The 15,322-nt window shown below is 73.5% G+C and carries 14 protein-coding genes and 1 pseudogene; 7 read left to right on the forward strand and 8 right to left on the reverse strand.

Features of this window, described 5'->3' with window-relative positions; translation table 11 throughout:
- Positions 1–17: 17 nt before the first annotated feature.
- Positions 18–1,250: a fumarylacetoacetase gene (gene fahA, locus OG552_RS06770; protein WP_329130282.1), complete on the forward strand. Its 1,233-nt coding sequence runs from the start codon at positions 18–20 to the stop codon at positions 1,248–1,250.
- 55 nt (positions 1,251–1,305) lie between these two features.
- On the opposite strand, the gene OG552_RS06775 is transcribed toward fahA, so the two are convergent.
- Positions 1,306–1,848, reverse strand: coding sequence for a hypothetical protein (locus OG552_RS06775; RefSeq protein ID WP_329130283.1), 543 nt, complete (start codon positions 1,846–1,848; stop codon positions 1,306–1,308).
- 247 nt (positions 1,849–2,095) lie between these two features.
- Between OG552_RS06775 and OG552_RS06780 the strand changes: the two genes are divergently transcribed.
- The 3 genes from OG552_RS06780 (at position 2,096) to OG552_RS06790 (ending at position 4,761) form a co-directional block, all read left to right on the forward strand.
- Positions 2,096–3,301: a sensor histidine kinase gene (locus OG552_RS06780; RefSeq protein ID WP_329130284.1), complete on the forward strand. Its 1,206-nt coding sequence runs from the start codon at positions 2,096–2,098 to the stop codon at positions 3,299–3,301.
- A complete protein-coding gene (locus tag OG552_RS06785; RefSeq protein WP_329130285.1) occupies positions 3,298–4,029 on the forward strand; it encodes a response regulator transcription factor in 732 nt (243 codons plus the stop codon). The genes OG552_RS06780 and OG552_RS06785 overlap by 4 nt, the downstream gene beginning before the upstream one ends.
- A 150-nt stretch (positions 4,030–4,179) precedes the next feature.
- The gene (locus tag OG552_RS06790) at positions 4,180–4,761 is read left to right on the forward strand and encodes a hypothetical protein (RefSeq protein ID WP_329130286.1); all 582 of its coding nucleotides are present in this window, start codon (positions 4,180–4,182) and stop codon (positions 4,759–4,761) included.
- Between the two features lie 121 nt (positions 4,762–4,882).
- Here OG552_RS06790 and OG552_RS06795 read toward each other — a convergent pair whose 3' ends face one another.
- Positions 4,883–5,812 carry an SDR family oxidoreductase gene (locus OG552_RS06795; RefSeq protein ID WP_329130287.1) on the reverse strand — a complete coding sequence of 310 codons (930 nt, stop codon included), beginning with the start codon at positions 5,810–5,812 and terminating at the stop codon, positions 4,883–4,885.
- Positions 5,813–5,918: 106 nt separating this feature from the next.
- Here OG552_RS06795 and OG552_RS06800 point away from each other — a divergent pair, with 106 nt between their 5' ends.
- A complete protein-coding gene (locus OG552_RS06800) occupies positions 5,919–6,596 on the forward strand; it encodes a TetR/AcrR family transcriptional regulator (RefSeq protein ID WP_329130288.1) in 678 nt (225 codons plus the stop codon).
- Between the two features lie 28 nt (positions 6,597–6,624).
- On the opposite strand, the gene OG552_RS06805 is transcribed toward OG552_RS06800, so the two are convergent.
- The 5 genes from OG552_RS06805 to OG552_RS06825 all read right to left on the reverse strand — a co-directional run bounded on the left by OG552_RS06805 (position 6,625) and on the right by OG552_RS06825 (position 11,103).
- Positions 6,625–7,467 (reverse strand): helix-turn-helix transcriptional regulator, encoded by an 843-nt coding sequence (locus tag OG552_RS06805; RefSeq protein WP_329130289.1) that lies wholly within the window; start codon positions 7,465–7,467, stop codon positions 6,625–6,627.
- Positions 7,468–7,538: 71 nt separating this feature from the next.
- Positions 7,539–8,303 (reverse strand): SDR family NAD(P)-dependent oxidoreductase, encoded by a 765-nt coding sequence (locus OG552_RS06810; RefSeq protein ID WP_329130290.1) that lies wholly within the window; start codon positions 8,301–8,303, stop codon positions 7,539–7,541.
- Between the two features lie 381 nt (positions 8,304–8,684).
- Positions 8,685–9,401, reverse strand: a complete 717-nt coding sequence (locus OG552_RS06815) for an alpha/beta fold hydrolase (RefSeq protein ID WP_329130291.1) — start codon at positions 9,399–9,401, stop codon at positions 8,685–8,687.
- Between the two features lie 124 nt (positions 9,402–9,525).
- Positions 9,526–10,152, reverse strand: coding sequence for a TetR/AcrR family transcriptional regulator (locus tag OG552_RS06820; protein WP_329130293.1), 627 nt, complete (start codon positions 10,150–10,152; stop codon positions 9,526–9,528).
- A 120-nt stretch (positions 10,153–10,272) separates the two neighbouring features.
- Positions 10,273–11,103 carry an alpha/beta fold hydrolase gene (locus tag OG552_RS06825; protein ID WP_329130295.1) on the reverse strand — a complete coding sequence of 277 codons (831 nt, stop codon included), beginning with the start codon at positions 11,101–11,103 and terminating at the stop codon, positions 10,273–10,275.
- A 347-nt stretch (positions 11,104–11,450) separates the two neighbouring features.
- Here OG552_RS06825 and OG552_RS06830 point away from each other — a divergent pair.
- Both OG552_RS06830 and OG552_RS06835 read left to right on the forward strand, forming a co-directional pair.
- Positions 11,451–11,792: pseudogene (locus tag OG552_RS06830) on the forward strand (AAA family ATPase); the annotation flags it as partial.
- Positions 11,793–13,833: 2,041 nt separating this feature from the next.
- On the forward strand, positions 13,834–14,124 hold the full coding sequence (locus tag OG552_RS06835; RefSeq protein WP_329140600.1) for a helix-turn-helix domain-containing protein: 291 nt from the start codon (positions 13,834–13,836) through the stop codon (positions 14,122–14,124).
- A 130-nt stretch (positions 14,125–14,254) separates the two neighbouring features.
- Here OG552_RS06835 and OG552_RS06840 read toward each other — a convergent pair whose 3' ends face one another.
- Complete coding sequence (locus OG552_RS06840) at positions 14,255–15,193, reverse strand: SDR family oxidoreductase (RefSeq protein ID WP_329130297.1); 939 nt, start codon at positions 15,191–15,193, stop codon at positions 14,255–14,257.
- Positions 15,194–15,322: the final 129 nt, after the last annotated feature.

Genomic DNA, 15,322 nt, shown 5'->3' on the forward strand with positions numbered 1-15,322 from the left:
TGATCCCTGGAGGTCCGTTGCGCCCCGTGAGCCCGCTCGCCGTACCGCCCGACACGCTCTTCGGGGTGCACAACCTGCCGTACGGGGTGTTCACCACGGCCGCCGATGCCCGGCCCCGGCTCGGGGTCGCGTACGGGGAGCACGTGCTGGACGCGGGCGCCGCCGCCCGGGCGGCCGGTGCGCCGGCCGGCCTGACCGCGCTGCTCGCGGCGGGCTCGCTGAACCCGCTGCTGGCCGCCGGCCGCCCCGCCTGGACCCGGGCCCGGGCCGCCCTCACCGCCTGGCTGACCGCCGACGAGCACCGGGCCGCCGTCGAGCCGTGCCTGGTGCCCCGCACGGACGTGACCCTGCACCTGCCGTTCGAGGTCGCCGACTACGTGGACTTCTACGCCTCGGAGCACCACGCGGCGAACGTCGGCCGGATCTTCCGCCCGGGTGCGGCGCCGCTGCCGCCCAACTGGAAGCACCTGCCGATCGGTTACCACGGCCGGGCGGGCACCGTCGTGGTCTCCGGCACCCCGGTGGTCCGCCCCTGCGGGCAGCGCAAGGCCCCCGCCGATCCGGCGCCCGATTACGGTCCGAGCCGGCGGCTCGACATCGAGGCCGAGCTGGGATTCGTGGTCGGCGCACCCTCCCCGCAGGGCTCGCGGGTGGCACTGGCCGACGCCGACGACCATGTCTTCGGGGTGTGCCTGGTCAACGACTGGTCGGCCCGCGACATCCAGTCCTGGGAGTACGTTCCGCTCGGCCCGTTCCTCGGCAAGTCCTTCGCCACCTCGGTCTCTCCCTGGGTGGTCCCGCTGGACGCCCTCGCCGCCGCCCGCACCGCTCCCCCGGCCCGGGACACCGCACCGCTCCCGTACCTGGACGACCGCGCCGCCCGCCCCCCGTACGGCCTCGACATCACCTTCGACGTACGGCTGAACGGCCACCGTGTCGCGCGTCCGCCGTTCGCCGCCATGTACTGGACCTACGCCCAGATGCTGGCCCACCTGACGGTGAACGGCGCGAGTCTGCGCCCCGGCGACCTCTTCGCCTCGGGCACCGTCAGCGGCCCCGACCGCGGCTCGCGCGGCGCCCTGATCGAACTGACCTGGAACGGCGAGCAGCCGCTGGAGCTGCCGGACGGCACCCGGCGCGGCTTCCTGGAGGACGGCGACGAGGTGACGATCACCGCGACCGCCCCCGGCCCGGCCGGCACCCGCGTCGGCCTCGGCGAGGTGACCGGCCGCGTCCTGCCCGCCCGCTGACCCGATGACACGCTCAGGCCGGCGGCCCGCTGACCCCCGGCCTGTAGCGGAGGGGTCAGCCGGCCGGCGCCCCTGCCCGGCCCGCGGGTGTGGCCACCGCGTGTGCGTGGCGGACCCGGCCGGCGCGGGTGAGCAGGGCGCCGGTACGGGAGACGAGCATGCCGATGGAGAAGAAGATCAGCGCGTCGGTGAGCACGTCGGCGCTGATCGCGTTGCTCACCAGCCACCGTCCGAGCTGGGTCCTGAAAGTGTGCTCGGAGGCGTAGGCGAACCAGAGCCGGGCCCCGACCACCGCCACCCACAAGGCCACGTAGGGCATTCCGGCCCGGGACACCACCCGGCGCCGCCCGGGGTCGTACTCGACCCGCATGAGCGAGGCGGCGAGCAGACCCGCCAGGATCCCGACGCCCGCCCCGGCGATCTCCAGGGTCAGGCCGTTGCCGTGCGCGGTGGCCGACGTGAGGTAGAGCGGGATGATCACACCGGAGACCAGCACCGGCCGCGCCAGGCGGAACCAGCTGATCCGGCGGCGGCCGAGGTCGGCTTCCAGTACCGCGGCCAGCACGGCCAGGTTGATCAGCCAGACGGTGGTGTCCATGGCGCACTCCTCGGAGTTCGGGTGGGTCGTGCTGTCCCGGCAGACGCTACGAATCCGCAGGTGGGAGAGGCGTCGGCCCGGAGGTGGGGCGCGGGTTGACCCGGGGTGGAGCGCGCGGCGCCCACCCGGGGGTGGACGCGTCCGCGGTCCGCGGGCGCCTAAGGTCGGCCCGGGCGGGTGTGACTGCCCGTCGGCGCGGACGGCGGGAGCGCACCGCGCCGGCCGGTCGAGCCGGAGGAGGCGTGGCATGCCGGGTTCGTTGATCGCCATCCGGGACCGGGCGGCCTATGTGTGGGGCATCAGGGCGGTGCGCACGGCGGGTCTGGTGGCCATCGCGCTGAGCACCGCGGGGGTCGCGCCGCACCCGGGGGCGCACGGCGAGGGCCTGGTGGTCACCGTCGGCCTCGTGGTGGCGTCCGCGGGCTGGGCGGGCTGGCTGCTGACCGAGGGACGGCCGCGCTGGATGGCCGGCTGCCTGCTGCTGACGGCGGTGGCCGGCGGCATGCTGGCCGCGGTCACCCCCAGCAGTTCGGCGGTGGCGTTCTCGGCGATCGCCGCGCTGGGCGCGGGCAGTTCCCTGCGGCTCGAAGTGTCGGTCGGCATCACGGTGGCCGGTGTCGTCGCGCTGGCGGTGACCAGTCTGCTCACCGACGGCTCGACCGGCACCCTGCTCGGCTACAGCGTGCTGATCTGCGGCGGGCTCGCGGCCGGCCTGGTCCGCCAGGCCAATTCCCAGCGGGCCGAACAGGCGGAACGGCTGCTGGAGCAGACCACCCGGGCCCGCGAGGCGGAGGCACGGGCCGCGGCACTCGCCGAACGGGCCCGGATCGCCCGGGAGATCCACGACATCCTGGCCCACTCGCTGGGCGCCCTCACCGTACAGATCGAGGCGGCGAACGCGCTGCTGGGCGCGGCGAGCCTGCCGGCCGACGACCCGTCCCTGGTGAAGGCGGTCGGCTGCGTCAACCGGGCCGGCCAGCTCGCCCGCGAGGGCCTGACCGAGACCCGCCGTGCCCTGCACGCCCTGCGCGGCGATCTGACGTCCCTGCCGGAGCTGCTGTCCGTGCTGGTGACCGCGCACAGCGCCGACTCCGGCGTGGGTACGGTCCCGCTGCATGTCACCGGCGCCGAGCGGACGCTGCCGCCCGACGCGTCGCTTGCCGTGTTCCGGACCGCCCAGGAAACGCTGACCAACGCGGCCAAGCACGCCCCGGGTTCGGTACCGGCGGTGACGCTCGCCTACCGGGCGGACGAGGTGGCACTGACCGTCACCAACGCGCTGACCGTCACTCATGCGCCGGCCGGCTCCGGCGGCGCCACCCGGGCCGCGTCGGCCGGCGGCAGCGGTTACGGCCTGATCGGCCTGCGGGAGCGGGCCGAGCTGGCCGGCGGGACGCTGACCGCCCGGGCGGTGGACGGCACCTGGCAGGTGTGCGTCACAATTCCCACGTGACGAGCCCCGAACCGCAGACCTCCGCAGGCCCGATCCGTGTTGTCGTCGCGGACGACCAGTCCGCGGTCCGTGAGGGGCTGGCGCTGCTGCTCGACACCCTGCCGGACCTGGCCGTGGTCGGACAGGCGGCCGACGGCTTCGCGGCGGTGGCGGCGGTCGCCGGGACCGGGGCCGACGTGGTCCTGATGGATCTGAACATGCCGCGCTGCGACGGCATCGAGGCGACCACCCGGATCGTCGCGGAGCACCCCGGCACCCGGGTGGTGGTGCTGACCACCTACGCGGACGACGACTCCATCCTCAAGGCGCTGCAGGCCGGCGCGCTCGGCTATCTGACCAAGGACGCGACGCGGGCGGACATCGAGCGGGCGGTGAAGGCCGCGGCGGCCGGGCAGGCGGTGCTGGACCCGGCCGTGCAGCGGCGGCTGCTGGCGGCGGCCACCGCGGGCGCCGCGGGCGCGCGGGAGAGCGCGGGAGCGCCGGAGTCCGCCGATCCGCCGGAGGCCGCCGACGAGTTGACCGGGCGGGAGGCCGAGGTGCTGAAGCTGATCGCCGGCGGGCTCTCCAACCGGGAGATCGCCCGCGCGCTCTTCATCGGCGACGCCACCGTCAAGACGCACATCAACCGGATCTTCACCAAGACCGGCAGCCGCGACCGCGCCCAGGCCGTTCACTACGCCTACACCCACGGGTACGCCGACCCGCACCCCACCCGCGCCGACGGCTGACCGCCGTCCCCGGCGGGCCTCCTCCACCGGTCGGTCAACCCCCGGTCAACCCGCGGGCTGACGTCCGCCCACCCGCCGCCCTGCGAGCGTCGAAGCGAAGAAAGCGAGAGACGCGCGAGAAGCGCATGACGCCGCCTGGAGGAGAGTGTTGTGAACGTGCTGGAAGTGCTGGCCGCGGTCGCGATCGTGGTGTTCGTCATCGGACGGCAGCTGAAGGGCGAACCGCTGCGCGGAAAGCGCCTCGTGCTGCTCCCCGCGATCGTCACGGTGATCGGGGCGACGAGCCTGGGCAAGGACGGCCGCCATCCGGCGACCGCCGACTATGTCTGCATCGTGGCCGGCGCGCTGGTCGCGGCCGGCATCGGCGCGGCCCAGGGGTCGGTCATCCAGCTGCGGCACCGCGACGGCGGGCTGTGGGGCAAGATGCCGGTGCGCGGCCTGTGGCTGTGGGGCGGTCTGGTGGCGTCCCGGCTGGTCATGACGGCCATCGCCGCGAGCATGGGCGCCCATGTGGCCGCCTCCTCCTCGACGATTCTGCTGATGCTGGGCATCAACCGGCTCGGGCAGGCCGCCGTGGTCGTCCCGCGGTCGCTGGCCTCGGGGATTCCGTTCGCGCCCGAGAAGGACGGCTCGGTCTTCCTGGCCGGGCGGCTCGATCGGTACGGGCAGCGGCAGCAGCACCGGCCGGGCCGTAACCCGTACGCACCGTTCGACGACCGCCGCGACCGCTGACCTGCGGCGGGGGCACGGGCGCGGACTCGACGGTCCCGGCCGGCCCCAGCACGGCCGGCCCTGGCCCCGGCACGGCCGGCCCTGGCCCCGGTCGGCTCCGTGTCCCGGCCCCCGGTCCCGGTCAGGCGGCGTGGGCGGCGGCGGGCAGCGTGACTCCTGTCAGCCGCTCGGCCGCCGCCCACAGCCGGGTGTTGGTGGCGGTGTCGAGGGCCCGGCGGGGGATGCGGGCGACCGTCGTCGGGCCCACCAGGCCCATCCGGTCGCTGGGGCCGTAATAGGCACCGGGCGCGGCGTCGGGGCTGGTGGCGGCGTACAGCAGGGGTTCGGTGCCGGTCTCGACGCCCTGCTTGGGGAGGATGTCGATGCTGTTGAGGAAGGTGCGCTTCGGCTTGTCCCGGCCGAGGGAGGCGCCCGCGGTCTGCAGATTGGTGACGGTGTAGCCGGGATGGGCCGCGGTGCTCAGCAGATTCCAGCCGCGCTCGCGGGCGACGGCGGCGAGCTGGACGGTGAGGATCAGGTCGGCGAGCTTGGACTGGGCGTAGGAGCGGTTGGGGCCGTAACGCCGTGTCTGCCACTGGAGGTCGTCGAAGTGGATCCGGCCGTAGTGCGCGCTGCCGCTGCTCATGGTGGCGACGCGGGGCGCGGGGGCGGCGAGCAGCGCGGGCAGCAGCCGCAGGGTGAGGGCGAAGGGGCCGAGGAAGTTGCTGCCGAACTGCAACTCGAAGCCGTCGGCGGTGGTCATCCGGGTGGGCGGGGCCATCACACCGGCGTTGTTGACGAGCAGGTCGAGCGGGCCGCCGGCCAGGACGCCCGCGGCGAACTCCTGGACCGAGCCGAGGTCGGCCAGGTCCACCCGGCGCACCTCCAGGTCGGCCCCGGGGTGGCTGCCGAGGATCTCCGCGCGGGCCTGGTCGCCCTTGGCGGGTGTGCGCACCGCCATGATCACGTGCGCGCCCGCGGCGGCCAGCCGTCGTACGGCCTCCTTGCCGGTCCCGCTGTTGGCGCCGGTGACGACGGCGGTTTTCCCGGTCTGGTCAGGGACGGTGTACATGGGGACTCCTCAGGGTCCGGCCCCTAAAGGACCGCCGGTCTGTTGTCCCCAAGCTAGCAGACCACTGGTCCGATAACAACAGACCGTGGGTCTGTACGATGTACCCATGGCTACGACCTTTCAGCGCGCCCGCAGCGAGGAACAGCGCGCCCAGCGCAGGCAGGCCATCCTCGACACCGCCGCCGCGATGCTGACCGAGATGCCCGTGGCCCAGCTGAGCCTCAACGAGCTCAGCCGCCGGGTGGGCCTGGCCAAGTCCAATGTGCTGCGGTACTTCGAATCCCGCGAGGCCGTACTGCTGGAACTCCTGGACGCCGCGGCCGGCGAGTGGCTGGACGGCCTCGACGCGGAACTCACCGCCGCGGTCGACCCGGCCGGCGGGCCGCGCGAGCGCGGCGACACGGTGGCCGCGGCCATCGCCTCCTCGCTGGCCGCCCGCCCGGTCCTGTGCGACCTGGTCGGCGCACAGGCCGCGGTGCTCGAACGCAATGTCTCGGCGGAGATCGCCGCCCAGTACAAGCGGGCAGCCGTCGCCGGTGCGCTGCGGTTCGCCGGGATGATCGCCGACCGTGTCCCGGAACTCGGCGAGGCGGACGCGCTGCGGTTCGCCGGCGTCACCCTCATGGTCACCGGCACCGTATGGACCCATACCCAGCCGTCCGCCGCGATGCTCGCCGCCTACCAGGCGGACCCGGAACTGGCAGCCATGCGGCCGGACTTCACCGACACGATGCGCCAGACCCTCGAAGTCCTCCTCTCCGGCCTGCTCGCCCGGGGCGACTGACACTCCGTCAGACGTCAGGTACCAACCGTCAGATGTGGGCGGGCCGGTCCCCCACCACCGACAGCAACTGGAGCTTCTCGTGGCTCTCGGTGCCGGGGGTGGCGGTGTAGACCAGCAGGGCCTGGCTGCGGTTGGCGTCGAAGAGCACCTGGCAGTGCAGTTCGAGAATGCCGAGGTCCGGGTGGGAGATCCGCTTGGCGTCGTCGTGGCGGCGGACGCTGATCTCGTGGGCACGCCAGAGGGCGGAGAACTCCTTGCTCCGCTCCAGCAGCGCGTCGACGACCTGGCCGGCCCGCGAGTCGGCGCCCATCCGTGAGTACGCGGCGCGCAGGTCGGAGGCGAAGAGCCGGCTGTGCTGCGGGTGGTCCTCCTCGGGGAAGACCCGGCGGGCCCGGGGGTCGGTGAACCAGCGGTAGACCATGCTGCGGTCCAGACCGGTGAAGCCGGTCTCGCTGCCGAGCAGCGCGACGGCGAGCCGGGTCTGGTTGAGCGTCTCGGCGATCGGGCTGATCACCTGCGCCGGTGTGTCCTGCAGCCGGTCGAAGATCCGCATCATGCCCGGTTCGAGGTGGTCGGCGCGGTCGGCGCGGCCCGGGGTGTTGTGGCCGGCCATCCGGAACAGATGGTCCCGCTCGTCGAGCGAGAGGTGCAGGCCGCGGGCGATCGCGGCCAGCATCGGCTCGGAGGGCTGCGGCCCGCGGGCCTGCTCCAGCCGGCTGTAGTAGTCGGTGGACATGCCGCACAGGACGGCGACCTCCTCCCGGCGCAGCCCGCGGGTCCGCCGGCGCACGCCCCGCGGCAGGCCCACGTCCTCGGGTTGCAGGGCTTCCCTGCGGGTCCGCAGGAAGTCCGCCAGTTGTGCTCGGTCCATGGCTCCAGTCTCCCTCTCCCCCGGATCGCGCCGGTTCCCGGCGGGCTGTTTCTGGCCTGAGCGCTTCCGGCCTAGAGCAGCGTGCCGCCGGAGGCTTCGACGCGCTGGGCGGTGATCCAGCCGGTCTGCTCGGCGAGCATCACCGAGATCACCCCGCTGATGTCGTCCGGCTCACCGACCCGGCCGAGTGCGGCCTGGTCGGCCATCACCGCGCGGACCTGCTCGTTGTCGCGCATCACACCGCCCGCGAAGTCGGTCGCGATCGGTCCGGGCGCCACCGTGTTGACCCTGATACCGCGCGCGCCGAGCTCCTTGGCCTGGTAGCGGGTGAGGACCTCGATGGCACCCTTCATCGCCGCGTACGCCGAGTAGCCGACGCCGACGAAACGGGTCAGGCCGGTGGACAGGTTGATGATGCGGCCTCCGTCCGCGATCAGCGGCAGCAGCTTCTGGGTGAGGAAGTAGACCCCCCTGAAGTGCACGTTCATCAGCGCGTCGAAGTCCTCGACCGCCATCTCGGCGAAGGGTGCGCCGATCCCGACGCCCGCGTTGTTCACCAGGTGGTCGAAGGTGTCCCGGTCCCAGCTCTCCTTCAGCACGCGGCCCACCTCACCGGCGAAAGCGTCGAACGTGCCGACCTCTCCCGCGTCGAGCCGCAGCGCCACCGCGGTCCGGCCGAGCGCGGTGGCTTCCGCCACGACCGCCTCTGCCTCCTCGGCGTGCGAGCGGTAGGTGATGATCAGATCGGTACCGTCCGCGGCCAGCCGCAGGGCGGCGGCCTTGCCCAGTCCCCGGTTGGCGCCCGTGATGAGTGCGATCCTGCTCTGCGTCGTCATGACCTGTGCTCCTCAGCCCGGCGGGGACCGCCGCCGCGTGCCCTTCACGCGATCCGGTCCGGCCCGCCCGCCGTACGACCAGCGTGGACCGCGGCGCCCGGCCGATGAAGGGTTCACTTGTCCAGGGATCGCCGATCCTCCTCTGGGCCGGCGATCCGCGGTTCCGCGCGTGGCCGGCCGGTGCCAACGCGGTCATGGCCGCCATCTCCTTCCTGCTGAGCGCGAGGGAGTGGGGCCCGGGGGCTGCGGCTGGGACGGGGTGCGGTCCCCCCCCCCGGCCGTGCCCGGCCCGCGCCGGGCCAGGACCGGCCCGGCGCGGGCCGGATGAAGGGGGCGGGTGCCGGGCCGCCGGCGGCGGCCCGGCGAGGCATGTCCCGCGGGCTACAGCTTGGCGAGCGCGGCCTGGATGAAGCGGGCGGCACGCACCGGCTGGGCGACGAACGCGGTGTGGGAGCCGTCGATCTCCTCGACGGTCGCGCCCATCCGCTCGGCCATGAAGCGCTGTGCCTCGGGCGCGATGGCGTTGTCGTGGAGCGCCAACTGGTACCAGGCGGGGATGGTCTTCCAGCCGGCGGCGGTCGCGTTCTCGGTCAGTGCCGCAGCGGCCAGTGGCCGCTGGGTGGCGCACATGACCCGCGCGAGGTCCGCGGGCACGTCGGCGCAGAAGGTCTCCCGGAAGCGGTCAGCGGCGATGTAGAGGTCGGGGCCGCCCGCGGCGCCGGGCGCGTCGTACGGGGTCGGCTGCGCGGTGCTCGCGAGCAGGGAGGGCGGGAACGGGGCCTGCACCGAGGCGCAGCTCTCGCCGGAGTCGGGGCTGAAGGCGGCGAGGAAGACCAGTGCGGCCACGTTGTCCAGGCCGGCCGACGCCTGGGTGATGACGGCGCCGCCGTAGGAGTGGCCCACCAGGACGACGGGCCCGTCGACGGAGCTTGCCACCGCCTGCACCGTGGCCGCGTCGGAGGCAAGGCCGCGCAGCGGGTTCGGCGGTGCGACCGTCTTGACGCCGGCCGCCGTCAGCTCCCCGATCACGCCGGCGAAGCCGGAGGCGTCGGCGAAGGCGCCGTGCACGAGTACGACGGTGGGGTTCGAATCGGACATGGCATGGGCTCCTTGTGTGTCGGTGTCTTGTTCTGCCGTGCGCAGGTGGGCCCGGGTGGGCGCGGGTGCGCAGGTTCGCGGGTGCGCGGGTGCGCGCCCCGGGCCGTGGCCGGACCGGCGGGATTCAGGCGGACCGGCCGGCCGGCCCGGGCGGAGGGAGGAACTTCCCCAGTTCCACCAGGGTCATGAAGTTGTCAGCCGCGAAGGCCGCATGAGCCCGCAGGGCCGCGGGGTCGGGTGTGCTGTCGCGGAACATGAGAGCCTCGATCAGACCGCCCTGCAGGAACGCCGTGAGGACCAGTGCTCCTCGTGCGACGTCGGGAAGCTTCGCGCGAAGACCGTCCGGCCACTCCTCGACGCATTCCCGGAAGAAGCCCTCGCGGGATCCCATGACCTCGTCGGCGTAGGTCTCGTACAGACCCTGTACGCGGTAGGCGTCGCGGGCCATCACCCGGAACAGGAATCTGCGCTCGTAGCTGTGTATGTGGCCGAGGTATGCCGCACCGAGTTCGGTCAGGGCTTCCCGTGGCGGCTTGCCCTTCCACGGCCGTCCGGCGAAGGTGCCGCCTCGCCGGATGAGGTCGTGTATCACCGCGACGAACAGGTCCGGCTTGCTGTCGAAGTGGCGGTACAAGGTGGCGATGGAAACCCCGGCCGCGGCGGCGATCCGGTTGACGGAACTGCCGCCGAGGCCCTCGGCGATGAAGGCGTCCAGCCCCGCTTCGAGCAGCGCCGCCCGTTTCTCCCCCATGAGGCGCGCCCGGGGGCGGACTTTCCGCTCTTCAGTTGACACGTGGTTTCCCCCTCGTTCCCTCTCCGCCGCCCGCGGTCCCGGGCCTTCGGGTCGGTGCCCGGGACCCCGGGGCCGGGCTCAGTGGACCGTGTCGTGGGCTGCTTCTTCGATGAGGCGGGTGACGGGGGCGGGGTTCGTGTACATGATCAGGTGGGGGCCGTTGACCTCGACGGTCTTGGCGTGGGCGCGTGCGGCCATGAAGCGTTCGAGGTTGGGCGAGATCGCATGATCCTGTTTTGCGACCATATAGAACGATTTTACTGTCTGCCAGGCGGGGGCGCCGGACGTCTGATTGACCGAGTCCAGACTGAGCGGGCGCTGCTCGGCGGCCAGCGCCTCGGCGGTGAACCGGGGGACTTCGTTGTTGAGGAAGACGCCCGGGTACTTGGCCGGGTCGATGGTCAGCTCGGTGCCTTCGGTACCGTCCTGCTGGGGAAAAGTGCTGGGCACGGCCGGTACGGGCGGGATGGCGTGGGGGACCGGCTTGGCGTTCAGGGTGGCCAGGGAGTCCCCGGCGTCCGGTGCGAAGGCGGCGATGTAGACCAGAGCCTTGACGTTCGGGTCGTCCTTGACGGCGTTGGTGATGACGGCGCCGCCGTAGGAGTGGCCCACCAGGATGACCGGACCCTTGATCTGCTTCAGGACGCTGTTGATGTAGTCCGCGTCGTAGGTCAGCCCGCGCAGCGGGTTCGGCGGCGCCTTGACGGTGTAACCGTCCTTCTCCAGGCGCTCGGCGACCGGGGTCCAGCCGGCCGCGTCCCCCCACGCGCCGTGCACCAGCACCACCGTCGGCTTCTGTGCCGCCGGTGCCGTACGGGCGTCCGCCGTCGGACCGAGCACGAGGACGGACACGGCGGCGGTCGCTGCCAGTGCGGCGGTGCCGCCGCCGATTCGCGTGACGCGCTTCATGGGAAATCCCTCTCGGATGTCAGTGGGCTGTACGGGAACCCTCGGGGCGCCGGCCGTCCGAGCCGACGGCCGGCGACAGCCGTTCCGCTGTCCCGCGCCGCACAGAAGTGATTGCTTTCGCGGTCGTCCCGAGTCTGCGGCGGAGCTGCCGCGACGGCATCTGCCAGTGGCCAGCCGTTCTGGCCTGCCGCCGGCCGGCTCCCTGGCCCCACGGAGTCCGCTGGGGCGGGCGATACGCTGGCGGCGTGTACAGGCTCGGGGAACCGCCAGGGCGGACGCGCACGGCGGGACTGACCGGCCGCGACGCCGAGTTCACGGTGCTTGAGAGCCTGATCGCCGCTGTCCGCGTGGGCAAGAGCCGGGTGCTGGTCGTACACGGCGAGGCAGGCGTCGGCAAGTCGGCTCTGCTCGACCAGCTCGCCGGGCACGCGCAGTCCTGCCGGGTGGGCCGGGTGACCGGCGTCGAATCCGAGATGGAGCTGCCGTTCGCGGGGCTGCACCAGCTGTGCGCGCCGCTGCTGGACCAGCTCGAACGGCTCCCCGCACCCCAGCGCGACGCGCTGCGCGTCACCTTCGGCCTGGCCCCGGGACCGGTGCCGGACCGGTTCCTCGTCGGGCTCGCGGTGCTGACCCTGCTTTCCCAGGCGGCCGAGCAGCAGCCGCTGATCTGTCTGGTGGACGACTACCAATGGCTGGACCGGGCCTCGGCACGGATCCTGGCCTTCGTCGGCCGCCGCCTGGGGACGGAGTCGGTGGGGCTGGTGCTGGCCGCGCGAGCCGTTTCGCCGGACCTGGCGGGGCTGCCGGAACTGGCCGTGCACGGGCTCGCGGACGCCGATGCGCGCACGTTGCTCGACCGGGCGCTGCCCCGGCCTATCGACGCCCTCGTCCGCGATCAGATCGTCGCCGAGGCGGACGGCAATCCGCTGGCCCTTCTGGAGCTGGCGCACGGATTGACCCAGGAGAAGCTCGCCGGCGGGTTCGGCCTGTCCGGGGCGCTGCCGCTGTGGGACTGCATCGAGGGGAACTTTCTGCGGCGGATCGAGTCCCTGCCGGTCGAAAGCCGGCTGCTGTTGCTGGTGGTGGCGGCCGACCCCTGCGGGGACGCGACCGTGGTGTGGCGGGCGGCCGTACGGCTCGGCATCCCGGCCTCGGCGGCGGCTCCCGCGACCGACGCGGGGCTCGCCGACTTCGGGGTGCGGCCGTCCTTCCGGCACCCGCTGATCCGGTCCACCGTCTACCGGACGGCGCCGGCCGGGGAACGGCGGCGCGTGCACCGGGCGCTGGCCGAGGCGATCGACGCCGGCCTGGATCCGGACCGGCACGCGTGGCACAGGGCGGAGGCCGCCGACGGGCCGGACGAGGACGTAGCCGCGGAACTGGAGCTCTCGGCCGGCCGCGCACAGGCACGCGGCGGCCTTTCCGCGGCGGCTGCCTTCCTGCGGCGCGCCGCGGAGCTGACGCTCGACGCCGCCGCGCGAGCCGACCGGCTGCTGGCCGCCGCCCAGGCCGAGGTGCGCACCGGTGGGTTCGACGCGGCGGCGGAACTCCTGGCCACCGTCGTCACCGGGCCGCTCACCGACGCCCAGCGGGCGCGCACCGACGTGGTCCGCGCCCGCCTCGCCTTCGCCACGACGCGCGGCAGCGAGGCCTCACCTCTGCTGCTGGCCGCCGCCGCGAGGCTCCGGCACGTCGACCCGGCGCTCTCGCGCGCCACCTACCTCGACGCTCTCGGTGCCGCGCTCTTCGCCGGCCGCCTGGCCCTGCCCGGCGGCGACATCCTGGACGCGGCACGCGCCGCCACCCAGGCGCCGCCCGCCCCGGCCGTGCCCCGCGCCTCCGACCTCCTGCTCGAAGGCACTGCGGTCACCGTCGCCCACGGCTACGCGGAAGGACTGCCGACGCTGCGGCGGGCACTGGCCGCCTTCGATACCACGATGCCCGCCGAGGAGGAGCTGCCTCTGCTGTGGACGGCGACCATCACCGCCATGCGGCAGTGGGACGACGAGCGCTGGGACGCCCTGTCCGCCCGGCACCTGCGGCTCGCCCGCGAGACCGGCGCCCTCGGCGAACTGCCGCTCGCCCTCCTGTCGCGCGTCTACCTCCTGCTGTTCAGCGGCTGCCTGACCGAGGCGGCCGAGCTCAGCGAGGAGAACCGGACCGTCATCGACGTGACCGGCAGTGGAATGATGCCCTACTGCGCCCTGGGGGTGGCCGCTTTCCGCGGTGAGCGGGAGGAATTCACCGCGGTGTTCGAACCCGCCCTGACGGCCGCGGTCCGGCGCGGGGAAGGCAATGCGATCACCTTTCGCCCAGTGGGTCAGAGCCCTGCTGCACAACGGGCTCGGCGACTACCGGCAGGCGCTGGCCGCCGCGCGGGACGCCGTCGCCTACGGGAAGGATCCCGGCACGCAGATCTGGCCGACCGTCGAACTGGTCGAAGCGGCCGCACGCACCGGCCGGTCCCCGGAGACCAAGGACGCCTACGAGCGGCTCGCCGGAATGACGCAGGCGGCCGGAACTCCGTACGCGCTCGGCATCCAGGCGCGGTCGTACGCGCTGCTCACCGAAGGCCGGGAGGCGGAGCAGAGCTTCCGCGACGCGCTCGGACATCTCGGGGGAACCCGGCTGCGCATCGAACTCGCCCGCGCGCACCTGCTGTTCGGCGAGTGGCTGCGCCGGGAACGGCGCCCGGGCGAGGCACGGGAGCAGTTGCGTACCGCGCACGAGATGTTCGCGGCAGCGGGGGCCCGGGGGTTCGAGGAGCGGGCCGCACGAGAGCTGCGGGCGGCCGGCGGCACCTCGCGCTCCCGAAGCGCCCCCGCCGTGCACACCGCCCTGACCGCCCAGGAGGCGCAGATCGCCCGGCTCGCGCGCGACGGCCTGTCCAATCCCGAGATCGCCACCCGGTTGTTCATCAGCCCACGAACCGTCCAGTACCACCTGCGCAAAGTGTTCGCCAAACTCGGCATCACCTCGCGCAGCCAACTCGACCGGTCCCTGCCCGGCGGCACCCCCTGACCGCCCACCCCGGCGGAGGCGAAGGTCGGGCGGCACGCTCGGTCCATGGGGGGTGCTCCCTTTGTCGGAGCGGCGCTGTGCCGGACACCGGGGCCGGCGGCGTGGGGAGTTGCCGCCGGCGCGCGGTGCCTCAGGCGGTGGGAAAGCGGACGCCGGTCAGTTCTTCGGAGAGTTCCCAGATCCGCTGGGCGTCCTGGTGGCTGCGGCCGTTCTTGTACAGCGGCTGCTCGGCGGGTGCGCCGCTCAGGTGGAGCAGGCCGCTCGGGCCGTAGAACGCCCCGCCGTGGGCCTCGGGACTGGTCGCCGCGTAGAGGGCGGGCAGCGGCCCGGCCTCGGGGGGCTGGACGAGGATCCCGGCGCGGGCGAAGCGGCGGATCAGCTTCACCGAGGTGGTGTCCTTGTCCCGGCCCATGTGCGGCTGTGCGGCCAGCAGGTTGGTGGGGGTGACGCCGGGGTGGCAGGCATTGCTGGTGATCCCCCAGCCGCGGGCGGTGCTGCGGCGGTCGAGTTCCATCGCGAACAGCAACTGCGCGATCTTGGACTGGCTGTAGGCGCCGCTGCCTTTGTACTTGGTGCGCCACTGCGGGTCGTCCCAGTTGATGCCGCCCATGTTCGCGGACACGCTCGTCTGCGAGGTGACCCGGGCCCCGCCCTTGCGCAGCAACGGCAGCAGGCGGGCGACCAGGGCGAAGTGTGCCAGGTGGTTGACGCCGAACTGCAGCTCGAAGCCGTCCTCGGTCTCCTGCCGCCCGGGCGGCTCCATGATCCCGGCGTTGTTGACCAGGAGGTGAATGGGCCGGCCCTCGGTGTTCAGACCGTCCGCCAGCGCCTCGACGGAGGCCGGCGAGGCAAGGTCCAGGCTACGGGTGGAGACCTGAGCGCCGGGATGTCCGGCCTTGATGCGCTCGGCGGCGGCTTCGCCCTTGGCCGGGTTGCGGACGGGCAGGACGACCTCGGCCCCGGCGGCGGCGAGCCGGCCGGCCAGACCGAGGCCGATCCCGTCGCTTCCTCCGGTGACCACGGCCAGCTTCCCGGTCAGATCGGGAACGGTGTATTCGGCCTTCGCCATGGTGGTTCGTCTCCTTGATACGGGGGAGGCCGCCGCGCGGCCCGGGAACGCAGGTGCGGAACGAGCGGGTGATCGTGGCGTGCCGTGCCGGCGCGTACCCGGGGCACGGCACGCGGGTGGCGGACCCGG

Origin of the sequence: Streptomyces sp. NBC_01476 (assembly GCF_036227265.1) — a bacterium.
Taxonomy (GTDB): domain Bacteria; phylum Actinomycetota; class Actinomycetes; order Streptomycetales; family Streptomycetaceae; genus Actinacidiphila.

Bases quoted from the DNA above. Each gene is read 5' to 3' on its own strand.
- OG552_RS06775 (WP_329130283.1), bottom strand. From the start codon at position 1,848: ATGGACACCACCGTCTGGCTGATCAACCTGGCCGTGCTGGCCGCGGTA.
- OG552_RS06780 (WP_329130284.1), top strand. From the start codon at position 2,096: ATGCCGGGTTCGTTGATCGCCATCCGGGACCGGGCGGCCTATGTGTGG.
- OG552_RS06795 (WP_329130287.1), bottom strand. From the start codon at position 5,812: ATGTACACCGTCCCTGACCAGACCGGGAAAACCGCCGTCGTCACCGGC.
- OG552_RS06800 (WP_329130288.1), top strand. From the start codon at position 5,919: ATGGCTACGACCTTTCAGCGCGCCCGCAGCGAGGAACAGCGCGCCCAG.
- OG552_RS06805 (WP_329130289.1), bottom strand. From the start codon at position 7,467: ATGGACCGAGCACAACTGGCGGACTTCCTGCGGACCCGCAGGGAAGCC.
- OG552_RS06810 (WP_329130290.1), bottom strand. From the start codon at position 8,303: ATGACGACGCAGAGCAGGATCGCACTCATCACGGGCGCCAACCGGGGA.
- OG552_RS06815 (WP_329130291.1), bottom strand. From the start codon at position 9,401: ATGTCCGATTCGAACCCCACCGTCGTACTCGTGCACGGCGCCTTCGCC.
- OG552_RS06820 (WP_329130293.1), bottom strand. From the start codon at position 10,152: ATGGGGGAGAAACGGGCGGCGCTGCTCGAAGCGGGGCTGGACGCCTTC.
- OG552_RS06825 (WP_329130295.1), bottom strand. From the start codon at position 11,103: ATGAAGCGCGTCACGCGAATCGGCGGCGGCACCGCCGCACTGGCAGCG.
- OG552_RS06835 (WP_329140600.1), top strand. From the start codon at position 13,834: ATGTTCGCGGCAGCGGGGGCCCGGGGGTTCGAGGAGCGGGCCGCACGA.
- OG552_RS06840 (WP_329130297.1), bottom strand. From the start codon at position 15,193: ATGGCGAAGGCCGAATACACCGTTCCCGATCTGACCGGGAAGCTGGCC.